The sequence below is a fragment of the Roseobacter sp. OBYS 0001 genome (assembly GCF_019654895.1).
In the GTDB taxonomy this organism is placed as follows: domain Bacteria; phylum Pseudomonadota; class Alphaproteobacteria; order Rhodobacterales; family Rhodobacteraceae; genus Roseobacter; species Roseobacter litoralis.
In genome coordinates, this window is record NZ_BPES01000003.1 from 405626 (window position 1) to 430395 (window position 24770).

A 24770-nucleotide genomic window follows, 5' to 3' on the forward strand; every position below is an offset into this window, starting at 1 on the left:
ATTACTGTTGCGCGGTGTTCTTATTTTGTTCATATTTCCGGTATGGATGTCGAAAACACATGTGTTTTATCGCGTGGGCAGCTGCTGGCGCGCGGCGTGTCGCGTCTACTGGCAAGCCACGGACTGGTCACGATTGAAGAACTCGTACCGTCGCGCGGCCTGCGCGTCGACGTCATGGCGCTTGGCGGAAAAAGCGAGATCTGGATTGTGGAGTGTAAATCCAGCCGCGCCGATTTCCTTTCGGATCACAAATGGCAAGGATACCTCGCGTGGTGTGATCGTTTTTTCTGGGCGGTAGACACAGATTTTCCGACCGAGCTTCTGCCCGATACATCCGGTCTGATCATTGCGGACCCTTATGGCGGAGAAATCATGCGCATGGGTCCTGAACACAAGCTGGTACCAGCACGACGAAAACAGCTTGTTCAGAAATTTGCGACAACCGCAGCGCGCCGGCTGCATAATTTACGCGATCCGGACATGCAATTGGCGGGGCCCTGATCGCTGCGGGCTTACTTCACCGCCCGCGCCCGGTTGGCGGCAGCCACGATTTCCTCAGCAATTTCTTCGGCGTCATCTGGCGTAAAATCCATTGGAATCTCAGCGCCATCAGCTTCCACGAAGATGCGCACCATGCCTTGATTTGTCGGGCCGATTTGCAGGTTCGCCTCAATGTCCCGTTCGGTATCAATGCCCATCGCAGCCTCCTTTACATATTGCGGCATGGCTAGCGCGTACAGCCTTGCAACGCAAGTATAGGGGGTGTCATCTGGGGATATGAAAAACCTGATTCTCAGAAAAGTCAGGCCGGAAGACCGGGAATGGCTGGTGGCTGAACACCGTACGATCTACGCGCAGACGGACGGATTTGACGACAGCTTTGGTGATTTGGTCCAGCAGGTGCTGGACGATTTTCTGGCAAGCCATGACCCGCGATATGAGCGGGGGTGGATTGCAGAAGAGAACGGATTGCGGCTGGGCTCGATTTTTTGCGTGCGTTTGGATGAGGAGACGGCGCAACTGCGCTTGTTCCTGCTGGTTCCGGAGGCACGCGGCAAGGGGCTGGGCCTGCGCATGTTGCGTCATTGCATGCAATTCGCACAAGAGCATGGCTATTCAGGTATGCGGCTTTGGACCCACCAAAGCCATAAAGCCGCCTGCGCTTTGTACAAAGCACAGGGATGGCAGTGCATTGAGACCAAACCAGTGCGATCGTTCGGGCAGGAATTGATCGTTGAGACTTACACCTACCCCTTTTAACCCTCTTGCAATTCGCAGGCGCGGCAGCTAAATCCAGCGCAGTGCCGCCTTAGCTCAGTTGGTTAGAGCGCCTGATTGTGGATCAGGAGGTCCCCCGTTCAAGCCGGGGAGGTGGTACCACCTTAAACCGCTTCATGTGACCGAACGATTATTATCGTTTTCGTGTGCGGAATACCCAACCGTACCGCCCGATCTTGCGCAACGCCGGGCAAAGTGTATTCCTTCGGCGTATGAAGATGATCGGTCCTAATCTCGCGCTGGCCAGCCATGCGGCACTGCGATTGCGCCATCAGGCATCTGTAGATGCGGTCCGCCAAATTGCGGATGATCTTGGTATGCCGGATCCCTTGACGGCAAAACGTACCGAAGTGATCACCACACATCAGGAAGCTGCATTCGTCGAGGAGGCAAGCCGTGTTGTGCGTGATATCGATTTCGGATTTTCTTGTGGCCTGACCTATGGCTCCGCCGGGACTTTGCCGGCATATCTTGCCGAACACTCAAGCACGCTCCGGCAAGGGCTGAACCTCGCAATAGATCATTTGCACACAGTCAGACCCGGGATGGATTTCGTGCTGGATGAAAGCGGAAACTCAGCAAACCTCAGGCTTGTGCTCTCCGATGCCAAGCTTTTGGAGTTCCCGCGTCACACGGAAATGATCTACGCAGGTGTCACGGCGCAAATCCGCGCTTTCACTAAGCGCGCATTCTATCCGGATACGATCAGCTTTTCTTATCACAGGCCGCCCATCGGGTCGGAGGTGCGATCTCGCATGGGGTGTGTGGTGGAGTTTGGTGCCGATCATATCGAGATGTCGATGTCGCCTGCGATTCTGGACGCGTGTATGGTGTCCAACGATGAAGTGCTGCTTGCCTTACTGCTGGATCAGGCGAAAGCGATCGAGGCGCAGGTTTCGCACCCTGAAGCAAGCACCGCAGAGAAAGTCGAAGTGTTGATTGAGGCGGGGCTGGCAAAGGAAGTGCCCAAGATCAGCGATATCGCAAATGCGCTGGGTCTGTCCGAGCGTACGCTGGCGCGCCGGTTGAACGAGGCCGAAACAAGTTATTCGGGCATATTGAACCACGTTCGTTTGCGGGTCGCCGCGCGTGAATTGCGCGAGAGTACGTCGCAGATCGGTGAGATCAGCTGGCGGCTCGGATATGGTTCTTCCGCGTCTTTCTCGACAGCCTTCAAGCGCGAAACGGGATTGTCACCCAGAGAGTACCGTCAAACAAGCAGCTGAGCGGCAGGCCTCAGTCAATTGTAACGGTTTGCTTAAGCGCACCGGTGATCCGATCATAAATCAAGATGCGATTGTCATCCGTCACAATTGCGTACCAGTCGGGACCTTGTGTGAAAGACACGGCCTGTGCCCCGTCCGGCAAAGACACGTTCTGAGGTAAAACCGGCGGTACATCATAGAAGCGGATGACAATCAGCCCAACGATCAGTAGAACGCCTGCAATCATCGTGGCGGTCAATACCGTCACCAAACGCCGCAAAAACTTGAGGTTTGCGGGTTCTTCAGGCTCCCTGTCGGGGGTGAGTTCAGGGGTCATCATGTCCGTGCGTCAAATCCAATTCGTGATCGACGAAGCGCCGCCACTGCGTCTTGATAAAGCGCTGGCGCGCGATGTGCCAGTGGAGGCGGCACTTTCGCGCACAAGACTTGCACGTTTGATTGATGAGGGCGGCGTCTGGGTCGATGGTGTTGTCCAGCACAACCCCAAGGCGCGTATTGAGGCGGGTGCTCAGGTTACCATCCATGTGCAGGAAGCGCAGGACAGTCATATTTTGCCCGAAGACATACCGCTCGACATTATCCACGAGGATGCCGATCTGATTGTCGTCAACAAGCCCGCTGGGATGGTCGTCCACCCCGCACCGGGCACTCCGTCTGGCACGTTGGTAAATGCACTGCTGGCCCATTGTGGGGACGACCTATCCGGTGTCGGCGGTCTCAAGCGCCCCGGTATCGTGCACCGGATCGACAAAGATACCAGCGGTCTCTTGGTAGTTGCGAAATCCGATGCCGCGCATCACGGGCTGGCGGCGCAGTTCCAAGCCCATACGGTCGAGCGGTATTACAACTGTCTCGTCTACGGGGCACCCGACGCAAATGATCCACGCCTGCGTGGGGTCAAAGGGGCACGGTTCGAGGCCGGGAACATCCTGAAAATGACAACACAACTGGCGCGCCATAAAACCGATCGGCAACGACAGGCAGTTTTATTTCAGGGCGGACGGCATGCGGTAACACGCGCGCGCAGCGTTGAGAGATATGGCACGCCGCCCGTGCTCACTTTGATGGAGTGTTGGCTGGAGACAGGGCGTACGCATCAGATCAGAGTTCATATGGCGCATGCGGGCCATGCATTGGTGGGCGATCCGACCTACGGCGGTAAACGCAAACTGCCAGCCAAATCGCTCCCCGATGCGACGCTGGAGGCGGTGAAGTGTTTCAAAAGGCAGGCCCTGCATGCAGAGGTTCTTGGCTTTGAGCACCCTGTTTCGGGGGAACACCTTCGGTTTGAGGCGGCTTTGCCCGATGATATGGCCCAATTGCTGGGTATCTTGCGCGCTCACTGACATGAAAAGCAAACCCGCGTGAACGCCGCTTTTGCCAAGTTTTAACTGTCGCGATTTATGCGTAGACTGACGAAACGAAGTTGTTTTTCGTTAAGGTTTTCTGCCGATCGAGACTTGAACCGATCAGTTTAGATACCATATTTATGTTAAGACAATAAACATCGGGGGGCTTTAAATGGCCAACTACGCAAATCTGCCGGCGCCAACGCCGGAAGGCGGCTTGAACCGCTACATGCAGGAAATTCGCAAGTTCCCGCTGCTTGAGCCGCAAGAAGAATACATGCTGGCAAAGCGATGGGTCGAAGAACAGGATACGGAGGCGGCCCATAAAATGGTCACATCCCACCTGCGTCTGGCCGCGAAAATCGCAATGGGCTACCGTGGCTATGGGTTGCCGCAGGCCGAAGTGATTTCCGAGGCGAATGTCGGCCTGATGCAGGCGGTGAAACGGTTTGACCCCGAAAAAGGTTTCCGGCTGGCCACATATGCGATGTGGTGGATCCGCGCGTCCATTCAGGAATACATCTTGCGGTCCTGGTCGCTGGTGAAACTGGGCACGACCTCAGGTCAAAAGAAGCTATTTTTCAATCTGCGCAAAGCCAAAAACAAGATCGGCGCGTTGGAAGAAGGCGACTTGCACCCGGATAACGTTGCGCGCATCGCAAAGGACCTTGGTGTAACCGAGACCGAAGTGATTTCGATGAACCGGCGCATGTCGGGGGGCGATGCCTCTCTCAATGCGACTGTCGGGTCCGAGGGCGAGGGGACGATGCAGTGGCAGGATTGGCTCGAAGACGAGGGTGCCGATCAGGCCGGTGATTATGAGGCGCGTGATGAGCTGGAAGCACGGCGCGAGCTGTTGGCGGACGCGATGAGTGTTCTGAATGACCGTGAAAAAGACATTCTGCAACAGCGCAGGCTGTCAGAGAAAACGGTGACGCTCGAAGACCTCAGTGCCGAATATAACGTCAGCCGCGAACGTATCCGTCAGATTGAAGTGCGCGCGTTTGAAAAGCTGCAAAAGAAGATGCGTGATCTGGCCAAGGAAAAGGGCATGCCGGTTTCGGCCTGATCATGTGAAAACGTTAGGGAACCGGCGCATACGACGCCAGTTTCCGCATGAACCCTGCGGTGCCCGGGTCACCACGCCGAAAGATCAGCCGGGAAAATCAATCACCTGCCTTGCACGCCCGGTTCCTGATTGCAGGAACCGGGCGTGAAGCATTGGGTCGTTACTCTTCCATCGCTTCCAGTTCGTCGATGAATCCTGAAATCATGCTCAACCCCTTGTCCCAGAACGCAGGGTCCGAGGCATCGAGGCCGAAAGGCGCCAGCAATTCCTTGTGGTGTTTTGAGCCGCCAGCCTTCAGCATGTCGAAGTATTTTTCCTCAAACCCTTCGGTGCCTTCCGCGTAAACGGAATAGAGCGCATTCACGAGCCCGTCGCCAAAGGCGTAGGCATAGACGTAGAACGGCGAATGCACGAAATGCGGGATATAGGCCCAAAAGGTTTCGTACCCATCCATAAACTCAAACGCCGGTCCAAGGCTTTCGCCCTGCACGGACATCCACAACGCGTTGATGTCATCGGGGGTCAACTCGCCGCCGCGCCGCGCATCATGCAGTTTGCATTCGAAATCGTAAAACGCGATCTGGCGCACGACCGTGTTGATCATATCCTCGACTTTTCCCGCCAGCAGGACTTTGCGTTCTGCGTCGTCCTTGGCTCCGTCCAGCATTTTGCGGAAGGTGAGCATTTCGCCAAACACGCTGGCCGTTTCCGCCAGCGTGAGCGGCGTGGAAGACAGCATCTCCCCTTGTCCGGCGGCCAGAACCTGATGGACACCGTGCCCTAGCTCATGCGCGAGTGTCATCACATCGCGCGGTTTGCCGAGGTAGTTCAGCATGACATAAGGGTGCACATCGGTGACCGTCGGATGCGCAAAAGCACCCGGTGCCTTGCCGGGTTTGACACCCGCGTCGATCCAGCCCTTGCTGAAAAACGGTGCCGCGATCTCGCCCATGCGCGGATCAAACGCGGTATAGGCATCCATCACCATGCTTTGTGCCTGATCCCAGCCAACAATGCGGTTGTCCTCAAGCGGCAGCGGCGCGTTGCGATCCCAGACCTGCATCTTGTCGAGGCCCAGCCATTTGCGCTTGAGCTCGTAATAGCGGTGGCTGAGTTTGGGATAGGATTTCACCACTGCGTTGCGCAACGCTTCGACCACTTCGGGTTCAACCTGATTGCTCAGATGGCGGCCTTGCTGTGGGCTTTCCATGCCGCGCCAGCGGTCTACGATCTCTTTTTCCTTGGCCTGCGTGTTGTGCACGCGGGCAAAGGTTTTGACGTTCGCGCCGAAGACATCCGCCAGCTCGCGCGCGGCGGCTTCGCGTTTGGGCCGCTCAGGGTCGGTCAGCAGATTCAGTGCGCCCTCAATGTTCAACGCCTCGCCGTCGACTTCGAATTCCAGCCCGGCAATGGTTTCATCAAACAGCCGCTCCCAGGCATCGCCCACCACGCCCAGATCATGCAGGAACTTTTCCAACTCATCGCTGAGTTGATAGGGCTTCATCGCGCGGATGCGGTCAAAGATGGGTTTATAGCGCGCAAGATCGCCGTTTTGCGCATAAAGACGGTCAAGGTGATCATCCGCAAGCCGGTTGATTTCCAGCGTGAAGAACACCAGCGGCGTGGTGAAATTGGTGATCTTTTCCTGCAGGTCGGACATGAATTTGGCCCGTCCGGCATCCGTGGTCAGCTGGTAATACCGCAGCCCGGCGTAGGACATGATACGCCCGGCGATCTGGCTGATTTTTTCGTTGCGCAACACGCACTCCAGAAAGCCAGCAGCGTCGAGGCTTTCCAGATTGCCTTCGTAATCGGCGGCAAAGCTGGCACAGGCCTGTTCCAGCCAGTCGAGATCGCGTTTCAGCTCGGGCGCATCCTCGCCGGTATAGAGATCATCGAGATTCCACTCGGGCAGATCGCCCAGCGGATCAGCCGCGCCTGAAGCATTTGCATCGCGCACCGGAAAGGGAAGTTGAAACATGAGAGACCTCGTTTTGAATTCCTGTAATACCTAGGCTGCAGCAGGGCAGGGTACAAGCAAACAGATGCGATTATCTGCGGGTACACACAGCCACGCAACCTCACGAAAAATATAGAAACGTGGCGCGAATTCGGTAAACTATGGTCGGGAAAAACAAAAGGCAGGACCGTTCCGGTACCTGTTTTATAACAGAAGGGAGAAACACTCATGAGTAATCAACCGATTGCGATCGCCGCCGGGGGTATGGTCATTGGCGTATTGCTTGCCGTGGCGATCAGTGGCTCGCGCGTGGATACGAAAATATCCGGCGCGCTGCAGCGTGCTGAAGGAACCACCAGCAGCGCCGTGACGGATGCAACAGAGGCCATGTCCGCCCAGCTCGCTGAGCTTGAGGCGCGCCTGAGCGATGGCGCAGCGGCAGCCTCTGAGGAAGCAGAGGCCCGGTTTGCCGCGCTCGAAGAAAGCTTTGGGGCGCAATTGGCTGCCCTGTCCGAATCCGCGGCAGCACAGGCCGGTGCGTTCGAAGCAGCGCTGGCCGATTTGGCAGCGGCGGCTGTGGCCCCTGTCGCCGCACCCGAGGCCGACACACAAATGCCCAGCCTGAACGCCATAGGCGTGGGGCAGACGGCAGTCTTTGCCGAAGGCGCGGTCAGGGCCTTTGTGTCTTCCTTTGACGCTGAGGCGAATTACGCCAAGCTGAGCGTTAACGGAGAGATGGTAACGCTGGATGCCGGGGCATCGACTTCCGTATCCCTCGAAAGTGGCGACTGCGCGGTGTCGGTGGTTGGGTTAAGTGACGCGGGCGTTGAGGTCGGCTCGGATTGTGGCATGTCCGAGATGGCAGCCGCTGACGTGCCGCCAGCCCCCGAAGAGGGCTATACACCAGGTTCCGTTGCGCTTTTGTCTGATGGCGCTTTGCGGGTCTTCGTGTCCAGCCTTGCACAGGATGGCAAGTCGGCGCGGATCGCGGTCAATGGGATCGACACGCAAGTGGTTAATTCCGGCGCCTCGATTGAAGTCGCGGCAGGCGATCAGACCTGCAATGTGACCGTCACCGGCGTTGGCAACGGCATGGTCGGGCTGGAGGGTGCCTGCAACTAAAGCGTCATGCGAAAAACCTGAATCACGTAACGCTGCCTGAAATCAAAGATTTCAACGCGTTACGTGATACTTGATGTTTCGGGTATTTCGTCAGACGCACTAGGGCTCAGCCATATAGTTCAAGCATCTGCTTGAGGTCATCCAGCGTGTTGGCCTCTTGCAGGGGCTTATCCTGTCGCCACCGCGCCATGCGCGGGAAGCGCAGCGCCACGCCGGATTTATGGCGCGGGCTGGCCTGAATACCCTCAAAGGCGATTTCAAAGACATGGTGCGGCGTCACTTGTCGCACCGGGCCAAAACGCTGGAGCGTGTTTTTACGCACCCATGCGGTAATGGCGCGGAATTCGGCATCCGTCAGACCGGAATAGGCTTTGGTGAATGGCACGAGGTCATTGCCATGGCGCACGGCAAAGGTGAAATCGGTAAAGAGGTTCGCGCGTCGCCCATGTCCGGCCTGCGCATAGATCATCACGGCATCAATGGTCAGCGGATCAAGTTTCCATTTCCACCAGTCCCCCTTTTTGCGTCCCACGAGATAGGGGCTGTCGGCGCGTTTCAGCATCACCCCTTCGGCCTGTGCATCGCGCGCAGCACCGCGATGTTGCGCGAGACTGTCCCAGTCTTGAAATGAGAGCTGGGGGGATAGTTTTATCGGCGCTGTTGCGGGCAGGGCCGTGCAGGCGTCTTGCAGGATCGCGCGCCGTTCTGCGAAGGGACGTTGGCGGATATCCGTGCCCTGCCATTCCAGCACATCATAGGCGTGGAGCACGACGGGCGCTTCAGCGAGCAGCTTTTTCGGCACCGTTTTGCGCCCGATCCGTTTTTGCAGCGCATTGAAACTGGACGGCGCTTCGGCACCTTCCTCCCAGACCAGCAATTCGCCATCCAGCACGGTGCCTGCCGGGAAAAAGTCGACCGCCTGCGCCAGTTCGGGAAAGCGGTCCGTCATCAACTCCTCGCCGCGCGACCACACGAAGTACTGCCCGTCGCGCAGGATCAGCTGACCGCGAATGCCGTCCCATTTCCATTCCGCGACCCATTCCGACGGTGCGCCGAGGTCTTCAACCGGCCCCTCCAACCCATAGGACAAATAGAAAGGGTAGGGACGCGAGGCATCCGCCATCGGGTCGTCTGCCTCGATCAGGGCGTCCCACGTGGTGTCATCCGGATGCCAGTTGCCCATCAGGCGATGCGCCAGCTCGGTTTCAGGCTTGCCCGTGGCCTTTGAGAGCGCGCGCGTCATCAGCTTTTGACTGATCCCAACGCGAAAACCGCCGGTGATCAGCTTGTTGAACACAAAACGCTCTGTGCCGCCAAGCTCTGCCCATGCATCGCGCACGAAGGCTTTGCGCTGTGCGTCGTCTGCCTCTGACAGAGCGCGTAATGCGGTGATCCAATCAGATAGGGATGTGTCGTTCGTGCTGGTCGTGTCGGGTAAAACCAGGGCGATCGTTTCGGCAAGATCGCCGACGATCGGATAACTTTCCTCGAAAAGCCACAAGGGGATGTCGGCCATTTCAGCCGCCCATTCGCGCAGCTTGGTGGTGGTGACCGCCCGTTTCGGTCTGCGACCTGAAAAGATGGCGATTGTCCACAACCGGTCCTCTTTCGGGGCCTTGGCAAAATATGCCGCCAGTGCCGCCGTTTTGACGGTGGTCTTGGTGCTTTGGTCAATCGCATTGAAAAGCGCTGCAAACTCTTTCACGATTCTGCCTCGCTTTCGTCGCTCTCACCGCCAAACTCGGTTGGAACCACCTGCGCATGCCATCCGTTTTCGCTGAGATAGCGCGCGAAAACATCCGTATAGCCGTGCGTGACATAGATGTTTTCAGCCCCTGTGGCCTTGATCGCACTCAACAGCCCGTCCCAATCGGCATGATCCGAGATGACAAAACCGCGATCCCCGGACCGGCGGCGGCGCACGCCGCGCAACTGCATCCACCCGCTCGCAAAAGCGCTTTCACTGGGGCCAAACCGCTTGGCCCATGTGCTGCCCAAAGCTGACGGCGGGGCCACGACCAGCGCGCCGCGGTTCGCCTTGGGGTCTGTGTCTTTCGTCAGTTGGGTTGTCTGCGGTAGCACGATGCCCTGTCCGCGCAGAACCGCGTTCGTTGCCTCAACCGCGCCATGGGTCAGGATCGGGCCGATGGAAGGGTCCAGCATGCGCAACAGCCGCTGCGCCTTGCCAAGCGCATAGGCCCCCAGAAAAGCGGTCTTGCCCGCGGCGGCGCATCCTTGCCACCATGCATTGATGTCCTGCGCGATATCGGGCTGGGGCCGCCAGCGAAAAACCGGCAGGCCAAAGGTCGATTCCGTGATAAAATGGTGACAGCGCTGCGGCTCGAACGGTTCGGACAAACCGTCATCTTCAATCTTGTAATCGCCGGATGCGACCCAGATTTCGCCCGCGACGCTGACTTTGATCTGCGCGGAACCGGGAACGTGGCCTGCGGGATGAAAGGATACCTCGGCCGCGCCGATTTGCTGCACCTCACCGTAGCGGATACTCTGACAGGTGATGTCACTGAGCCGGTGTTTCATGACCGGAAGCGCCTGCTCGGTCGCCAGATAGTGGCGATGACCACTGCGCGCGTGATCTGCATGGCCATGCGTGATGAGCGCACGCTCAACCGGTCGCCATGGATCGATATAGAAATCCCCTGCTGCGCAGTAGATACCCCTGTCGGTAAAGGAAAGAACCGGTGTGTTGGACATGGGTTTAACCTAGCGACAGATTGCCCAATGCCCAGCGATTAAACACCGCCCTCTTCCAGAAACAGGTCAACCATCTGGTCAAACAAACCGGCGGTCACCTGCGGGCCTTCCATGAGAACTTCATGCTCGGCATCCGGTACGATCTCAAGATGTCCGCGCTTCCAACTTTGCATCCGGGTATGAATGGCAGAAATGTCGACGATGCGTTCGTTGCTGCCCATCAAGGTAAGGCAGGGCACGTTCGGCGCTGCCCGGCTCGACAAATGGCGCGTTTCCAGCAGTGCCTCACGCAGCCAGACGTAACTTGGGCCACCCAGTGTCAGTTCGGGGTGGGTTAAAAGCTGCTGTCGCATGATTTCAAATTGCGCCGGATCGCGGGTCAGCACGTTGTCTTCGAACCCGTCGGTCAGCACGTGGTGTTCCATCTTCGTCCCCGGTGGCAGCCTGTGGCCCTGACCGATGCGTGGCATGGTATGGCTGAGAACCCACGCGGCAGGCTTGAGGTGGGGCGCGATCTTGATGCCCCACATCGGGCCGCTGAACACGACAGCACGCACGGCCAGCCCTTCCATCGCGGCGCGCAACCCAATCGCTCCGCCCATAGAATGCGCAAGCAGGAAAAATGGACGCGGCAATTCCAGTTCGCGTGCCGCCCGCATCATGGCGGCGACATCCTTCTGGTAATCGGAAAAATGATCCACGTGACCAATTACCGGATCATCGAGCAGCCGGTCCGCGAGGCCCTGTCCACGCCAGTCTACCGAAATGCTCGCCAGACCGCGTTCGCCGAGCGCCTTGGCAATCTGTCCGTATTTTTCGATGTATTCAGTCCGCCCCGGAAAAATCAGCACAGTGCCTTTGGCCGCGTGTATGGGCCAATGACCCACACGGATACGGACATCATCAGATGTCGTCACCCAATACGCCGCAGCGTCTTCGGGGCCATGCGCTATGTCGCCATAATACGGGGCGGGATGAAGTGTCATCAGCCCAAAGCAGCCGCGAGTTGCATCGCCATTGCCATATCACCGTCGACGGTCAGCTTGCCGGTCATGAAAGCCCCGGTCGGGTCTGTTTCACCGGCGAGGATTGACTGAAATGTGTCTGCATCGGCGGTGAGCGTCACATCCGTGTCCTCATCGCCCGCGCGTGCGCCCGATCCATCGACAATGATGGCACCTTCACCGGTGATGTCGAACTTTGCGGTGCCGGTAAACTCGGAACCTGCCAGTTTTTCATTCAGCCGCTCAACGGCACCGTTCACAATATCGCTCATTTTCAAGACCCTTTTGCCTTATCTGCCCACAAGCTCTGGAATTGGCCTGCATGGCTGTTACATTGTCCCACGTTATGGCTACGCACGCACAGATTCTCAAATTGATCGTTACGGCACTTTTTGTCGTCCCTTTGTTTTTAGCACCAGCTAAGGCACAGACCAGCGAAACCGACCTTTTGCAGCAATTACAGACCGCGCCGGAATCGGATGCGAACCGTTTGGAACGTGAACTTGCGCTGATATGGGATCAATCCGGGTCGGCTGCGATGGACTTATTGCTTAAACGGGGCCGCGAGGCTTTGGAAGCCGAAGATAACGCCCGCGCGGTGGAGCATTTGTCGGCACTGACCGATCATGCACCTGAATTTGCCGAAGGTTGGCACGCCCGCGCAACAGCCCTTTATCGCGCTGGACTATATGGCCCGGCCCTTGATGCACTGCATAAGGCGCTTTTGCTAAACCCAAATAACTTCAACGCAATATTTGGCCTTGGGGTCATGTTGCGTGAATTCGGCGATCTTGAGCGGTCGGCAACCGCTTTTGATCGCGTGCTCGAATTGAACCCGCATCACGAACGCGCGAAAGCAGCGAAAGAACAATTGGCCGTGCAGGGACTGGGGCAGACACTCTAGTCAAGTTTGAGCAAGGGAAACGCCGTGACAGGTGACAAAAGGGTCGTGGCCGTTTTAGGCCCGACCAATACAGGCAAAACGACATATGCGATCGAGCGTATGTTGGGCCACAGAACTGGTGTCATCGGATTGCCGCTCAGACTGCTGGCCCGCGAGGTCTATGATCGCTGCGTTGCTGCGCGCGGGCCGTCAGTCGTAGCATTGGTCACCGGAGAAGAGCGCATCGTGCCCCCGCGGGCGCAATATTGGGTTTGCACAGTCGAAGCCATGCCCGACGGCATGGGGTGCGATTTTCTTGCCGTTGATGAAATCCAACTATGCGCCGACCCGGAGCGGGGGCATGTTTTTACCGACCGGTTGCTGCGCGCGCGGGGTCTGCATGAAACGCTGTTTTTGGGTGCTGATACGATGCGCGGGCCGATCCGCGCACTCGTGCCCAACGCGGACTTTATCCAGCGCGAACGCATGTCGACGTTAACATATATCGGTCCGAAAAAGATAAGCAGGATGAAGCCCCGCAGTGCAATCGTCGGGTTTTCGGTTGAGAATGTATATGCCATCGCGGAACTGATCCGCCGCCAGAAAGGTGGGGCAGCCGTGGTCATGGGCGCGCTGAGCCCGCGCACGCGCAATGCGCAGGTGGACATGTACCAAAATGGTGAGGTCGATTATCTGGTGGCCACAGATGCCATCGGGATGGGTCTGAACCTCGACGTGGATCATGTTGCGTTTTCCTCATTGGCGAAATTCGATGGTCGCAGGATGCGGCCACTTGCGCCGAATGAATTGGCTCAGATTGCCGGACGGGCCGGGCGTGGCATGAAAAACGGCACCTTCGGTGTGACGGGTGATGCCTCGCCACTCGATGATGGGGTGGCGCAGGCGATTACCGATCACCGATTTACCCCGCTGAAAAAGCTGAACTGGCGCAACCATGCTTTGCAATTCGGCTCAATCGACAGGTTGATCCAGACGCTCGAAGCATCGCCTGACGACGAAATCCTTGTCAAAGCGCGCGAGGCGGACGATCTGAGCGCGCTCAAAAGCCTCGGGCAGAGTGCCGAGATCATGGCGCGTTGTACGGACGGACCGTCGGTTAGGTTGCTTTGGGATGTGTGCCGAATCCCAGACTTTCGCGGCATCAGCAGCGCCGAACATGCCTCCCTTCTGGAGCAGATTTTTGGCTATCTGCACCAATTGGGTAAGATTCCGGACGATTGGATGGCGCGCCAGATCGAACGGATCGACCGAACGGACGGTGATATCGATGCTTTATCCAAAAGATTGGCGTATATTCGCACATGGACCTATGTCGCACAGCGCAAAGGCTGGACAGATGACGAAAGCCATTGGCGCGACGCGGCGCGTTCTGTAGAAGACAGGTTGTCGGATGCGCTGCACGAGCGTCTGACCCAAAGATTTGTAGACCGGCGCACATCCGTGCTCTTGCGCCGGCTCGGCCAGAAGGAAGCCATGGTGGCAGAAGTATCGAATACCGGCGAAGTAACTGTTGAAGGCGAATACGTAGGGAAACTGGAAGGTTTCCGGTTCAGCCAGGACAAAGGCACAACCGGTGCTGAAGCAAAGACAATTAAAACAGCCGCCTTGCAGGCCTTGGCCCCGCAGTTCCATCTGCGCGCGGATCGGTTCTACAACGCGCCCGACACGGAAATAGACTTCACCGAACAGGGTGGTCTGATGTGGGGCAAGGATGCGGTCGGCAAGCTGGTCGCCGGGTCTGATGCGCTGAAACCGCAAGTCGATGTGTTCGTGGATGATGTCGCGGGACCGGAGGTGGCGCAAAAGGTACAACGACGCCTGCAGCATTTTGTGGACCGTAAGATTGCCGCCTTGTTTGAGCCGCTGATGAACCTCAGCCGGGATGAGACCCTTTCGGGTTTGGCACGTGGTTTTGCGTTTCAGATGGTCGAAGCCCTTGGTGTTTTGCCCCGCGGTCAGGTCGCGGACGACGTCAAGGCCTTGGATCAGGATGCCCGCGGCGCGCTGCGCAAACACGGTATTCGGTTTGGTCAGTTCACGATTTTTCTGCCTTTGCTGTTGAAGCCTGCGCCAACGCGCTTGCGCCTGGTGTTGTGGTCTTTGTCCAAAGGCATTGATGCGTTTCCCGAAGCACCACCGCCGGGGCTTGTTACAATTCCCATCGACAAAGACGCACCAGAGGGTGCTGACACGATGTCTGGCTACAGAAACGCAGGTGAGCGGGCGATTCGCATTGATATGCTTGAGCGGCTTGCAGATATGCTGCGCGCGGAAAACACCCGGTCGGGTTTTGAAGCCAAAGCAGATATGCTGTCGATCACCGGTATGACGCTGGAACAGTTTGCCGATCTGATGCAGGGCCTTGGATACAAGGCTGAAAAAGGCGAGCGACCCAAAGTAAAAGCGGCGACCGAGGTCGTGGCACCGCAAGCTGATGAGACGTCCGAGCCGGATGAAGCAGGTGTGCCAGAGGCGCCGGCCGAAGATAGCCCGGTCACCAAGGCAGAGGGTGAAGAGGCCGTCGCACCGGCGACTGAACCTGCCGAGACGAAAGAGCCGGAAGCCGTCGCGGAGGTTGAGACAGAGGTATTTTACACCTTTACATGGGGTCGTGCGCCGCGGGCACAGGTTCCCCAAAACAGGCGCGCTGGTGCGGGTGCACAAAACAAAGGCAAGCCGGGGCGCAAAGGCAAACGGGGCGCGCCGCAGGGTGACAAACCAAAAGCAGGTCAAAACTTCTCTGCGCGTCCTCCAAAACCTGAGAAAAAGATCGACCCAGACAACCCGTTTGCAGCCGCACTTATGGGGCTTAAGGACAACAAATAAGTGGCTGACAAGCTGCGGATAGATAAATGGTTGTGGCACGGGCGGTTTTTCAAAACCCGCTCGCTTGCCGCAGCGATGGTTGCTTCCGGTGTGGTGCGGGTGAACGGCACGCGCACGCAAAAACGCAGCCATATGGTCGTTCCGGGCGACGTTCTGACCTTTCCGCAGGGCGACGATATCCGCGTGATCCGGATTGAAGCATTGGGCTCACGTCGCGGTCCTGCGCCTGAGGCACAGGCGCTTTACACTGACCTGTCACCGCCAGAGCGCAAAGGGCGGGACGTTACACCGAACAACCCAGCTTTTGAGGGAAAAGGTCGTCCCACAAAGAAGGATCGTCGCACCCTTGATCTTTCTCGTGCTCGGTCTCTTGAATGATTCTAATCTGTCATTTAGCAAGCGGTTAGCTATTCTATTCGGAAAGAGGGTCCATGACCTATATCGTGAACGACAGCTGCATTTCGTGCAAGTACACCGACTGCGTCGAGGTGTGCCCGGTTGACTGTTTTTACGAAGGTGAAAACATGCTCGTTATTCATCCCGATGAATGTATCGACTGCGGTGTGTGTGAGCCCGAATGTCCAGCGGACGCGATACGTCCTGACACCGAACCGGATATGGAGAAATGGGTCGAGTTTAACCGCAAATACTCGGAACTCTGGCCGGTGATTATCACTAAGAAAGATCCGCTGCCGACCGCAGAAGAGCGCGATGGTGAGACCGGAAAGCTCGAAAAATACTTCTCCGAAAACCCGGGCGAGGGCGGCTGATTCGCCGGTTTTCGTCGGTATCCGGACGCAACAGTTTCATTTTATTACAAGAATTCTTAAATGACGCTACGGCAGCTTTCGTTGTGGTGAATTTTGTGGTATAGGTTGTTGGTAAACTAACGACGGAACCGCCTTCCGCCCTGTCTCTCTGTGGGACATGGATTTGAAATAATCGGCATAAACGCACTGGATCGCGCAGCATCGCTGCTTCGGCCCTCGTGTGGTTTTGACTGTCGAAAGAGGGGCGCACGCCGTCAGCTGAGGAATAGTGAATGACAAAATCGAAGAAACTTGATTTCCGCCCGAATGAATTCGTCGTCTACCCAGCCCACGGTGTGGGCCAGATACTCTCGATTGAAGAGCAGGAAGTCGCGGGTATCTCCCTTGAGCTTTTTGTGATTTCTTTTGAGAAAGACAAGATGACGCTGCGGGTGCCGACGCATAAGGCGACGGAAATCGGCATGCGCGCGCTAAGCAGCCCGGATGTGATCTCGCATGCGATGCGGACGCTCAAGGGCAAGGCCAAGGTCAAACGCGCCATGTGGTCGCGCCGTGCACAGGAATACGAGCAAAAGATCAATTCCGGTGATCTGATTGCCATCGCCGAAGTGGTGCGCGATTTACATCGCACCGACGATCAACGCGAACAGAGCTATTCCGAGCGCCAGCTTTACGAAGCAGCGCTTGAGCGTCTGACCCGTGAGGTTGCAGCCGTGAGCGGTGGTGATGAGCTTGCCGCCTCTAAACAGGTCGGTGACGTTTTGGAAAGCCGCGTCGCTGCCTGAGTTGCATCCGATCTAGTGATAGAAAACCGCGCCCTCACCGGCGCGGTTTTTTTACGACAGCGCCATGATAAAAGTCAGCAAGATCAGCAGTTCGGCGACCAGCTGCGTCGCCCCCAGAACATCGCCTGTTTGACCACCGATTTTATGATGTGCGAGTTTCGCGGCTGCCAGCACAACGCCCACAACGACCAACAGTGCCGTCAGGATCACAGGCCCCATCAAAACCGCACCAACCGATACTGCGATGAACAGGCCTAACAGCACAACGCGCAAGGCGGGTCGCCCAACGCTGTGTGATAATCCATCCCCGCGTGCATGTGGTACATAAAGCATCATCACGGGCATCGCAGCGCGTGACAAACAGGCGGCAGCGACGACAGGCGCGATCCCTGTGGGCAGGAGAACGGCCAGAGCAGCCCACCGCAGCCCGCTTGTGACGATCAATGACAGGGTGCCATAGGTTCCGATCTGGCTGTCTTTCATGATCTCCAGACGACGGTCGCGATCAAACCCGCCCCAGAAGCCGTCCGCCGTGTCGGCGAGGCCATCTTCGTGCATCCCGCCGGTCGTCAGCATCAAGGCTGCGAGTGTCAGACCTGCTGCAATGCCTGCAGGCATGCCCAGAAATAGCGCCGCCGCGCCAACGCCGCCCGCGATCATTCCAAGCGTTGCCCCGACAAGCGGATAGGCCCAGACGCTGCGCGCGCCCCGCTCAAATGCAGCGGTTGGCAGGGCGGGCATGGGCAGACGCGTCAGCAGGCAAAAAGCAACCCCGATGTCGCGCATGAAAGACGGGATCATGTCGGATTTCATGCGCCTGCGGCCTCTTCACATCTTGCTGGTTGCGTCCCTTGGGGTAAAGAGGACGCGACAATCATGCAACGGGGTTCTGAAATGACGGCTGCTTTTTCCACACTTGATGAGGTCCGTGATATCCTCCGCGCGCTCCCCGAAAGCGACGCCAAGAGTTTTGATGCAGCGGCTGCGCGCAACGTTCAATTGACCAAGCCCCCCGGTGCCTTGGGTCGTTTGGAAGATCTGGCGATCTGGTATGCCGGCTGGCGCGGTGTCGCGACGCCCAAGATCGAGGCTCCGCAGATCATTGTTTTTGCTGGCAACCACGGCATCGCGGCACAAGGTGTGTCGGCCTTTCCGGCGGAAGTGACGGCACAGATGGTGCTGAATTTCCAGCATGGTGGGGCGGCGATCAACCAGTTGGCGGCGACATTCGGCGCTAAGTTGGATGTGCACGCGCTGACACTTGAGCAACCCACGGCGGATTTCACCCAAGCCCCGGCGATGTCCGAGGCTGAGGTGATCGACGCGCTGCGGACGGGTTGGCAGGCGGTTGATGAGACGGCCGATGTGTTGATCGTCGGTGAGATGGGGATCGGCAACACGACTTGTGCGGCCGCCCTTGCAGCGGCCTGTTTTGGCGGCGCGCCTGCCGACTGGGTGGGGCGCGGCACGGGGGTCGATGACGCGGGTTTGGCCATCAAGCAACGGGTTGTGGCCGAAGGTCTGGCGCGGCATGCAACGGCGCATGACGGTCTGGAGAAGCTGCGCTGTCTGGGCGGGCGCGAAGTCGCCGCGATGGCGGGGGCCATCCTGCGGGCGCGTCTGTTGCGTATACCTGTGCTGCTCGATGGTTTCATTTGCTGCGCGGCGGCGGGCAGTCTGATGCATACGGCACCGGATGCGCTGGCGCATTGTGTGGCGGGTCATTTGAGCGCTGAGGGATCACATGACCGGCTGTTGCATGCGCTTGGGAAAGAACCGCTGCTGTCGTTAGGCTTGCGCCTTGGAGAGGCGTCCGGTGCGGCGTTATCCTTGGGGGTATTGCAGGGGGCCGTTGCCTGTCTCAGCGGCATGGCAACATTTGCCGAAGCAGGCGTCGCCGCCGGTTGAGCCGTGCCGTCGGCTCACCCGTCGGTGTCTTTTGCGGAAATTGAGCGGCTCAATATGGCAGTTTCCAGCTCTTTTTGCAGCTCTTTGGCGCGCGCGACATAGGCTGGATTTTGGCTGGCAGGTCGCGATGGGTCCCACAGATCGGCCAATTGCCGTATCGTTTTACGGTCATGATGGTAAAATACACGCTCGGCTTCTGCGGCTTCAAACTCGCTTAAGCCCACGTTTTCCAAGACATACCGACCCGCCCGGAGCGAGCTGTCAAACATCTCGCGCACAATATCGCTCGCCCCGGCCTGAAACAGGCGATAGACAAACGTGCGGTCACGGGCCCGCGCGATGATATGCAAATCCGGCCTGATGCTGCGTGCATATTTGACCAGTTTTATCGCGGCTTCAGGGCTGTCCATCGCCACAACCAACACCTTGGCATTTTCGATCCCGGCAGCGCGCAGAATATCGGGTCGGGTGGGATCTCCTAGAAACCCTTTGTATCCAAAGCGGCGCATGACGGCGATGGTTTCCATATCCTGATCCAATACAACGGTTTTGAACCCGTTTGCCTGAACCAGTCGATTGACGATCTGACCAAAGCGTCCAATTCCGGCGATGATGACGGGCCCTTCTTCGTCGATCTCATCGTCGGGAAGCTGCTCGACCTGTTCTTCCATGCGGCGGGAAAGGATATCGTAGATGATAAAGAGCAGTGGCGTGATCAGCATGGAAAGCGCGATGACCAGCAGCAGCGTTTCCGCAATCTCCAGCGGGATAACGTTTTGCTGCACCGAAAAAGACGTCAGTACGAACCCGAATTCGCCCGCCTGCGCCAGCCCGAGGGCAAAGAGCCACTGATCACGTCCCTTGAGCTTGAAGGCCCATCCGAGAGCAAACAAGATCAGGCCTTTTACGATGATGACCAAGAGCGCCATCGAAAGGATGGCGGGCGTATTGTCAAAAAGCAGCGGGAAGTTGATCCCCGCACCTACCGTGATGAAAAATAGCCCCAGCAGCAGACCCTTGAACGGTTCAAGGTCGGTCTCAAGCTCATGGCGAAATTCGGAGTTCGCCAGAACCACGCCCGCCAAAAATGCACCAAGTGCCGGGGACAGTCCCACAAGCGTCATTAGAAATGAAATGCCCACGACAATCAAAAGCGCCAAGGCGGTGTACATTTCGCGCAGGCGCGCGGCGTGAATAAAGCGAAAGAGGGGACGCGTCAGATAGACGCCCGCAAAGATGACGGCGGCAATGGCACCGATCGTCACCAGCGTGACACCCCAGGCGGGCAACCCTTCGACCAGTGACAGGGAATGGTGTGCGTCGCCGGCGGCATGGGTGCCTGCGGTCAGTATGATCGACCCATCCTGCGCGATCTGCACGGGTATCGTGACGACAAGCAATGGCAAGAAAGCCAGCATCGGGATGACCGCAATATCCTGTGCCAGCAGCACGGAAAAGACATTGCGGCCCCCATTTGTCTGCATCAGGCCCTTTTCTGACAGGGTCTGCAGCACAATCGCGGTTGAACTGAGCGACAGGCTTAGCCCGATGGCAAGTGCCACGCCCCACGGCTGGTCATAGGCCATGGCGATCCCCATCAGCGCGAGCGTACTCAGCACCACTTGCAGACCCCCGAGGCCGAGCAACCGGTTGCGCATGTCCCACAGTGCGCGCGGCTCAAGTTCGAGGCCGATCAGAAAGAGCATCACAACGACGCCAAACTCGGCAAAGTGTTGCAAGTCCTGCGTTTCTGCGCCCACCAGCCCAAGGACCGGGCCGATAATAATACCCGCCGCGATGTACCCCAGAACCGAGCCCAACCCCAAGCGTGCTGCAATTGGAACGGCAATCACGGCTGCGGCCAGATAGATGGACGCCTGATAGAGGAAGCCTTCCATTGAGTCTAATTCTCCAGTCGGGTCAGGTTGGCAGCGGACCGTCGATTTTCAATTGATCCATCACGATCTGGCTGTGCACGCGTGAAATGGTAGGGTGAAATAGTAAAACATCCTGTATTAAGCGGTTAAAATCTGGCAAATCGGTGCAGTAGACGCGTAACAGGTAATCTGCATCCCCGGTCATTGTCCACGCATCAATGATCTGCGGGGTCGTGTTGATCAGCCGCGCAAAAGCGTTTGAATGCTCCACGCCATGGCTGGCGAGATGCACTTGCACAAACCCTTGTACCTGCAGCCCAAGCTGCCGCGGATCCAAACGCGCAACATAGGATTTGATGTAGCCTTCGTTCTCCAGCCGCTGACGGCGTCGGCCTGCCTGACTGTTCGACAGATGCAAAAGGTCACCCAATTGCTGTGCCGTCAACTGCGCGTCGCGTTGCAGGGCGGCCAAAAGTTTCAAGTCAATGCTGTCCAGCATGATGCACGACCTCCGCATGATTTTAAGATGTCATGCGGCATTCCCGCAGAAATAGCGAGTATGTCCCTGATATTTGCGCAATTGTCGCGGCAAGAAACTGCTAATATTAGCCCCTATAGGCGTAATCATGCGCAATATCCGCAAGGAGTACAGGAAATGGGCCCTTTCCCGCACAATGCACCGAAATCACTAATCACGGATGACAATCCGGTTGGCACAGATGGGTTTGAGTTTGTGGAGTTTTCGCACCCCGAACCTGAAGCACTGCGCGCATTATTTGCGCAGATGGGCTATGCGCATGTTGCGACCCACAAAACGCGCCAGATTGAGCTTTGGCAGCAGGGCGACATCACTTATGTGCTGAACGCGGACCCCGAGAGCTTTGCGGCCGGGTTTGTGCAGGATCACGGCCCCTGTGCGCCGTCCATGGGGTGGCGCGTGGCAAATGCGCAGGTCGCGTTTGATCATGCCGTATCAAAAGGGGCTGTGCCGTATGAGGGCAGTGGCAAGGTGCTGGATGTGCCCGCGATCATTGGGATCGGCGGGTCGCTGTTGTATTTTGTCGACCAATATCATGACACCAGCCCCTATAACGCAGAATATGACTGGCTGCAGGCTTCAAAACCTGCGGGTGTCGGGTTCTATTATCTCGATCACCTGACGCATAATGTGCATAGGGGCAATATGGACAAATGGTTCCGCTTTTACGGCGATCTGTTCAATTTCCGCGAAGTCCGGTTCTTTGATATTGCAGGGAAATATACCGGCCTGCTGAGCCGGGCCCTGACATCCCCTTGCGGGCGCATCCGCATTCCGATCAATGAAGATCGGGGGGAGATCGGGCAGATTGTCTCCTACCTCAAAAAGTACAAAGGTGAGGGCATTCAGCACATCGCAGTTGGCGCGCGCGATATCTATGACAGCACCGATGCGATTGCCGCGCGCGGTGTGAAATTCATGCCCGGACCCCCCGATAGCTATTACGCCCTGAGCCACGAGCGCGTCGTCGGCCATGATGAGCCGATTGATCGGATGAAGGCGCATGGCATCCTGATTGATGGCGAAGGGGTCGTTGATGGCAATGAAACCAAGATCCTGCTTCAGATATTCTCCAAAACCGTGATCGGCCCGATCTTTTTCGAGTTCATTCAGCGCAAGGGCGATGATGGGTTCGGCGAGGGCAATTTCAAAGCCCTCTTTGAAAGCATCGAGCAAGAGCAGATCGACAGCGGAGAGATCGCCGCAGAATAACGCCCCGTTCTCAGCCGCGCGGCATTTTCAACACGATCGCGCGGCCACTTTTCTGGTATCGCAGCTCCGCATCGCCAATGGCGGATACCCGGCCCCCGTCGATCCGATCGCCGACCTCAACCTTGCGATATCGCCCATTGCTGAGCCGGACAAGCGCCCGTCTGCTGGAGGGTTTGCCATAGACACCGATCAGGTTGACCTTGCGCAGATTGATGGCGTTACGCACGGTGGCCTCTTTGCTGGCCGAAGCGCTGGAGGGAATCTTGGGCGTGACCACGCGGGGGGCGACACTTGCGGCCGATGCAGTTGTGACCGCAGAGGCGCTGGGTGCAGGTGTTGCCCGTTGAATTCTTGCAACGGTGTCGCTGAAATCCTTTGGCCGGACATCCGGTCGTAAGGACGCAGCGATTGCCCTTGCCGTGGCGCCGTCAAAATCGTCGGTGGATTGCGGTGTAATCAGCGCTTGTCCGCCCCCATTGTCCAGTGACACAAGACTCGCAGCCGCAAGCGCGTTTTCCTGTTCAGACTGTGGCCGCAGCCGTGGTCTGTATTCCCCCAGTTCTGAGCGCGTCAGACCGCTATAGGTTGCGCGTTCCGAGGATTCGATCAGATCAGCAGGGCGTACCTGTGGCCGGAAACTGGCCAGCCGCAGTCTTGTTGCGAGGTCTTCGCCCGGGTCTTCAACGCGCAACAAATTGGGTGGCTGTCGCACCGGGGGAGTTCCCTCAAAAATCCGTATCCCATCGGGGTTCAGGCTGCCTTCCGGTGTTGCAATCACCATGCCAGTGTCATCCAGCTCGAATACCGTACCGGCAGGCGCAGGCGAGGCGGGCGCAAGAAAACTCTGATCGCTGATCGATCCGGTAACAGCGGGCAGCGCAACCGCGTCGAAGTTCGGATTTATCGGGTCTATGCTGGTGATGTAGAGGTCTTCCAGACCGACGAGTGGCGGTGGGCTTGGCACTTCGGGCGCGAGGGGCCAGATGCCGCTGACTGCATAGTCCGCGCGCAGTTCATCCTCCGTTGGGGCAGGGGGCGGGGACAATTCAGTTTGATCGGCGCCCCGCAACGCATCCAAAACGGCAGCATCTTCGTCCGTCAGATCGCGATTGAGCGATGCGAGGCTCACACCGTCTGGCTTTTCCTCGAGCTTTTGTGCGGCAAGGGGCGCTTCATCCACGAGGGGTGCTGTAAACTGCGCGGTGGGCTTGGGGGTCGACAGGCGTGCAATCAGGCTGTTGAAGCCGGTGCCAAACGCACCGCTGGCAAAGGCAGTGACACCAGCGAAAAGCACAATAAAAACAGCAACCAAAAGGCTAATTGACCCAAAACGGTTCGATAAGCTGTTGCTGTTTCTTGCGCCAAATACCGTCAAACGCTCAGCTTCGTTGTTTGGTTTTGTCACCGTTGGCGTCAGCGCAGGAGCCTTGGGGCGAGGTGGAACACGCGCCGGCTGTTCGGGCGGTGCTGCGTCAAAAGGTGCAGGCGGCTCGGCAAAACCGGGCGCCTCACTGGCAGGTGGTTGGACAAAACCGGCCGTCACACTCGGGTCAGGCGGATCCGTGCGAAAGGTCGGCACGGTGCGACGGCTCACAAAGCTGGGTCCCGGTTTCGACCTATCAATGACGTCCGGCGTCGTCGGCATGGCTTCCAGACCGGTTTGCGGCGCTGTTTCCACGATGTGGATGATCGCTTCGTTGCGCGCGACGTCTTCTCCCGGTTCCAGAAGCCTGTGTGCGGCGTCGGTCATGCCGAAAAACGGCTCTTGCTTAAAGCTGTCGGCAACCGGAATGGCCACAAAGCTGACCGGCGGGAAACCATGCTCGAGCGCGAAAGCTTCGGCCTCTTTCAGGGTTTCCCCGGCGACTGCGGCGACCTGAGAAGTCGCGCCGTCGGTCTCAATGTCAAAGACGAGCTCAGACACCTCATAAGGGGTTGCCCCTTCCAGTGCCAACCGCGCTGCCGCATGTCGATCCGCGTCATCCAGCCCGGCGGTTTCAACAGTCAAATATCGTATCTGATCGTTGGGAATAACCAGTTTGCAATACACCTCGCCAGTGATCAGTGCCTTGGCCTTGCGTTGCAATCCTGTCAGATCTTCGGCAAGGCTCTCGGATGCCGGGTCAGCCTTACCAATAATCCGCCAGCCCGCTGCCGTGCGATGAAGCAGAAGGATACCGTCGTGGGACAGGGACAAGGCAAAGTTCGGTCTCATGGCGTGCTTGTT

Annotated in this window: 24 protein-coding genes and 1 tRNA gene; 14 read left to right on the top strand and 11 right to left on the bottom strand. The window is 57.7% G+C overall.

The genetic code is table 11. The features are described 5' to 3' along the window. The first annotated feature begins 42 nt into the window (after positions 1-42). The gene (locus tag K5Q35_RS09715) at positions 43-501 is read left to right on the top strand and encodes an MmcB family DNA repair protein (protein ID WP_013962782.1); all 459 of its coding nucleotides are present in this window, start codon (positions 43-45) and stop codon (positions 499-501) included. Between the two features lie 11 nt (positions 502-512). On the opposite strand, the gene K5Q35_RS09720 is transcribed toward K5Q35_RS09715, so the two are convergent. Then, positions 513-698 carry a DUF6324 family protein gene (locus tag K5Q35_RS09720; protein WP_013962781.1) on the bottom strand — a complete coding sequence of 62 codons (186 nt, stop codon included), beginning with the start codon at positions 696-698 and terminating at the stop codon, positions 513-515. 79 nt (positions 699-777) lie between these two features. On the opposite strand from K5Q35_RS09720, the gene K5Q35_RS09725 reads away from it, so the two are divergent. The 3 genes from K5Q35_RS09725 (at position 778) to K5Q35_RS09735 (ending at position 2504) form a co-directional block, all read left to right on the top strand. Next, the gene (locus K5Q35_RS09725) at positions 778-1260 is read left to right on the top strand and encodes a GNAT family N-acetyltransferase (protein ID WP_220799407.1); all 483 of its coding nucleotides are present in this window, start codon (positions 778-780) and stop codon (positions 1258-1260) included. A gap of 43 nt (positions 1261-1303) precedes the next feature. Beyond that, a tRNA-His gene (locus K5Q35_RS09730) sits at positions 1304-1380 on the top strand. A 116-nt stretch (positions 1381-1496) separates the two neighbouring features. Beyond that, positions 1497-2504, top strand: coding sequence for an AraC family transcriptional regulator (locus tag K5Q35_RS09735; protein WP_259650511.1), 1008 nt, complete (start codon positions 1497-1499; stop codon positions 2502-2504). Between the two features lie 10 nt (positions 2505-2514). Here the strand turns inward: K5Q35_RS09735 and K5Q35_RS09740 are convergent, their stop codons facing one another. Beyond that, a complete protein-coding gene (locus K5Q35_RS09740) occupies positions 2515-2823 on the bottom strand; it encodes a DUF6476 family protein (protein WP_220799409.1) in 309 nt (102 codons plus the stop codon). Here K5Q35_RS09740 and K5Q35_RS09745 point away from each other — a divergent pair. Beyond that, the gene (locus K5Q35_RS09745; RefSeq protein ID WP_220799410.1) at positions 2822-3850 is read left to right on the top strand and encodes an RluA family pseudouridine synthase; all 1029 of its coding nucleotides are present in this window, start codon (positions 2822-2824) and stop codon (positions 3848-3850) included. The two genes, K5Q35_RS09740 and K5Q35_RS09745, sit on opposite strands and share 2 nt — an antisense overlap. 175 nt (positions 3851-4025) lie before the next feature. Next, positions 4026-4922, top strand: a complete 897-nt coding sequence (rpoH, locus tag K5Q35_RS09750) for an RNA polymerase sigma factor RpoH (RefSeq protein WP_013962776.1) — start codon at positions 4026-4028, stop codon at positions 4920-4922. Positions 4923-5082: 160 nt separating this feature from the next. Here the strand turns inward: rpoH and K5Q35_RS09755 are convergent, their stop codons facing one another. After that, entirely contained in the window at positions 5083-6903 is a 1821-nt protein-coding gene (locus K5Q35_RS09755) for a M3 family oligoendopeptidase (RefSeq protein ID WP_220799411.1), read from the bottom strand. Positions 6904-7110: 207 nt separating this feature from the next. On the opposite strand from K5Q35_RS09755, the gene K5Q35_RS09760 reads away from it, so the two are divergent. Further along, the gene (locus tag K5Q35_RS09760; protein WP_220799412.1) at positions 7111-8004 is read left to right on the top strand and encodes a hypothetical protein; all 894 of its coding nucleotides are present in this window, start codon (positions 7111-7113) and stop codon (positions 8002-8004) included. A gap of 106 nt (positions 8005-8110) precedes the next feature. Here the strand turns inward: K5Q35_RS09760 and K5Q35_RS09765 are convergent, their stop codons facing one another. Genes K5Q35_RS09765 through K5Q35_RS09780 form a run of 4 tightly spaced genes read right to left on the bottom strand, consistent with a single transcriptional unit; the run spans position 8111 to position 11995 of the window. Further along, entirely contained in the window at positions 8111-9709 is a 1599-nt protein-coding gene (locus K5Q35_RS09765) for an ATP-dependent DNA ligase (protein WP_220799413.1), read from the bottom strand. After that, positions 9706-10719, bottom strand: a complete 1014-nt coding sequence (locus K5Q35_RS09770; protein ID WP_220799414.1) for a ligase-associated DNA damage response exonuclease — start codon at positions 10717-10719, stop codon at positions 9706-9708. The genes K5Q35_RS09765 and K5Q35_RS09770 overlap by 4 nt, the downstream gene beginning before the upstream one ends. Positions 10720-10757: 38 nt before the next feature. Further along, positions 10758-11705: an alpha/beta fold hydrolase gene (locus tag K5Q35_RS09775; RefSeq protein ID WP_220799415.1), complete on the bottom strand. Its 948-nt coding sequence runs from the start codon at positions 11703-11705 to the stop codon at positions 10758-10760. Beyond that, the gene (locus K5Q35_RS09780; protein WP_013962770.1) at positions 11705-11995 is read right to left on the bottom strand and encodes an SCP2 sterol-binding domain-containing protein; all 291 of its coding nucleotides are present in this window, start codon (positions 11993-11995) and stop codon (positions 11705-11707) included. Before K5Q35_RS09780 ends, K5Q35_RS09775 begins: the two co-directional genes overlap by 1 nt. 50 nt (positions 11996-12045) lie before the next feature. On the opposite strand from K5Q35_RS09780, the gene K5Q35_RS09785 reads away from it, so the two are divergent. The 5 genes from K5Q35_RS09785 to K5Q35_RS09805 all read left to right on the top strand — a co-directional run bounded on the left by K5Q35_RS09785 (position 12046) and on the right by K5Q35_RS09805 (position 17008). Next, positions 12046-12627 carry a tetratricopeptide repeat protein gene (locus K5Q35_RS09785; protein WP_220799416.1) on the top strand — a complete coding sequence of 194 codons (582 nt, stop codon included), beginning with the start codon at positions 12046-12048 and terminating at the stop codon, positions 12625-12627. Positions 12628-12651: 24 nt separating this feature from the next. Continuing rightward, positions 12652-15453 (top strand): helicase-related protein, encoded by a 2802-nt coding sequence (locus K5Q35_RS09790; protein WP_259650512.1) that lies wholly within the window; start codon positions 12652-12654, stop codon positions 15451-15453. Further along, a complete protein-coding gene (locus K5Q35_RS09795) occupies positions 15454-15831 on the top strand; it encodes an RNA-binding S4 domain-containing protein (protein ID WP_220799417.1) in 378 nt (125 codons plus the stop codon). It abuts the gene before it with no gap. Positions 15832-15884: 53 nt separating this feature from the next. Beyond that, complete coding sequence (gene fdxA / locus K5Q35_RS09800) at positions 15885-16223, top strand: ferredoxin FdxA (protein ID WP_013962766.1); 339 nt, start codon at positions 15885-15887, stop codon at positions 16221-16223. A 272-nt stretch (positions 16224-16495) separates the two neighbouring features. Further along, positions 16496-17008, top strand: a complete 513-nt coding sequence (locus tag K5Q35_RS09805; RefSeq protein WP_013962765.1) for a CarD family transcriptional regulator — start codon at positions 16496-16498, stop codon at positions 17006-17008. 51 nt (positions 17009-17059) lie between these two features. On the opposite strand, the gene cobS is transcribed toward K5Q35_RS09805, so the two are convergent. After that, positions 17060-17821 carry an adenosylcobinamide-GDP ribazoletransferase gene (gene cobS, locus K5Q35_RS09810; RefSeq protein ID WP_220799418.1) on the bottom strand — a complete coding sequence of 254 codons (762 nt, stop codon included), beginning with the start codon at positions 17819-17821 and terminating at the stop codon, positions 17060-17062. Between the two features lie 81 nt (positions 17822-17902). Here cobS and cobT point away from each other — a divergent pair, with 81 nt between their 5' ends. After that, positions 17903-18916: a nicotinate-nucleotide--dimethylbenzimidazole phosphoribosyltransferase gene (cobT, locus tag K5Q35_RS09815; RefSeq protein WP_220799419.1), complete on the top strand. Its 1014-nt coding sequence runs from the start codon at positions 17903-17905 to the stop codon at positions 18914-18916. A 14-nt stretch (positions 18917-18930) separates the two neighbouring features. Here cobT and K5Q35_RS09820 read toward each other — a convergent pair whose 3' ends face one another. Both K5Q35_RS09820 and K5Q35_RS09825 read right to left on the bottom strand, forming a co-directional pair. After that, the gene (locus K5Q35_RS09820) at positions 18931-20814 is read right to left on the bottom strand and encodes a monovalent cation:proton antiporter-2 (CPA2) family protein (RefSeq protein ID WP_220799420.1); all 1884 of its coding nucleotides are present in this window, start codon (positions 20812-20814) and stop codon (positions 18931-18933) included. 22 nt (positions 20815-20836) lie between these two features. Further along, the gene (locus tag K5Q35_RS09825; RefSeq protein ID WP_013962761.1) at positions 20837-21292 is read right to left on the bottom strand and encodes an Lrp/AsnC family transcriptional regulator; all 456 of its coding nucleotides are present in this window, start codon (positions 21290-21292) and stop codon (positions 20837-20839) included. Positions 21293-21448: 156 nt separating this feature from the next. Here K5Q35_RS09825 and hppD point away from each other — a divergent pair, with 156 nt between their 5' ends. Continuing rightward, positions 21449-22543, top strand: a complete 1095-nt coding sequence (hppD, locus tag K5Q35_RS09830) for a 4-hydroxyphenylpyruvate dioxygenase (RefSeq protein WP_220799421.1) — start codon at positions 21449-21451, stop codon at positions 22541-22543. 10 nt (positions 22544-22553) lie between these two features. Here the strand turns inward: hppD and K5Q35_RS09835 are convergent, their stop codons facing one another. Continuing rightward, complete coding sequence (locus tag K5Q35_RS09835; RefSeq protein ID WP_220799422.1) at positions 22554-24758, bottom strand: hypothetical protein; 2205 nt, start codon at positions 24756-24758, stop codon at positions 22554-22556. Positions 24759-24770: the final 12 nt, after the last annotated feature.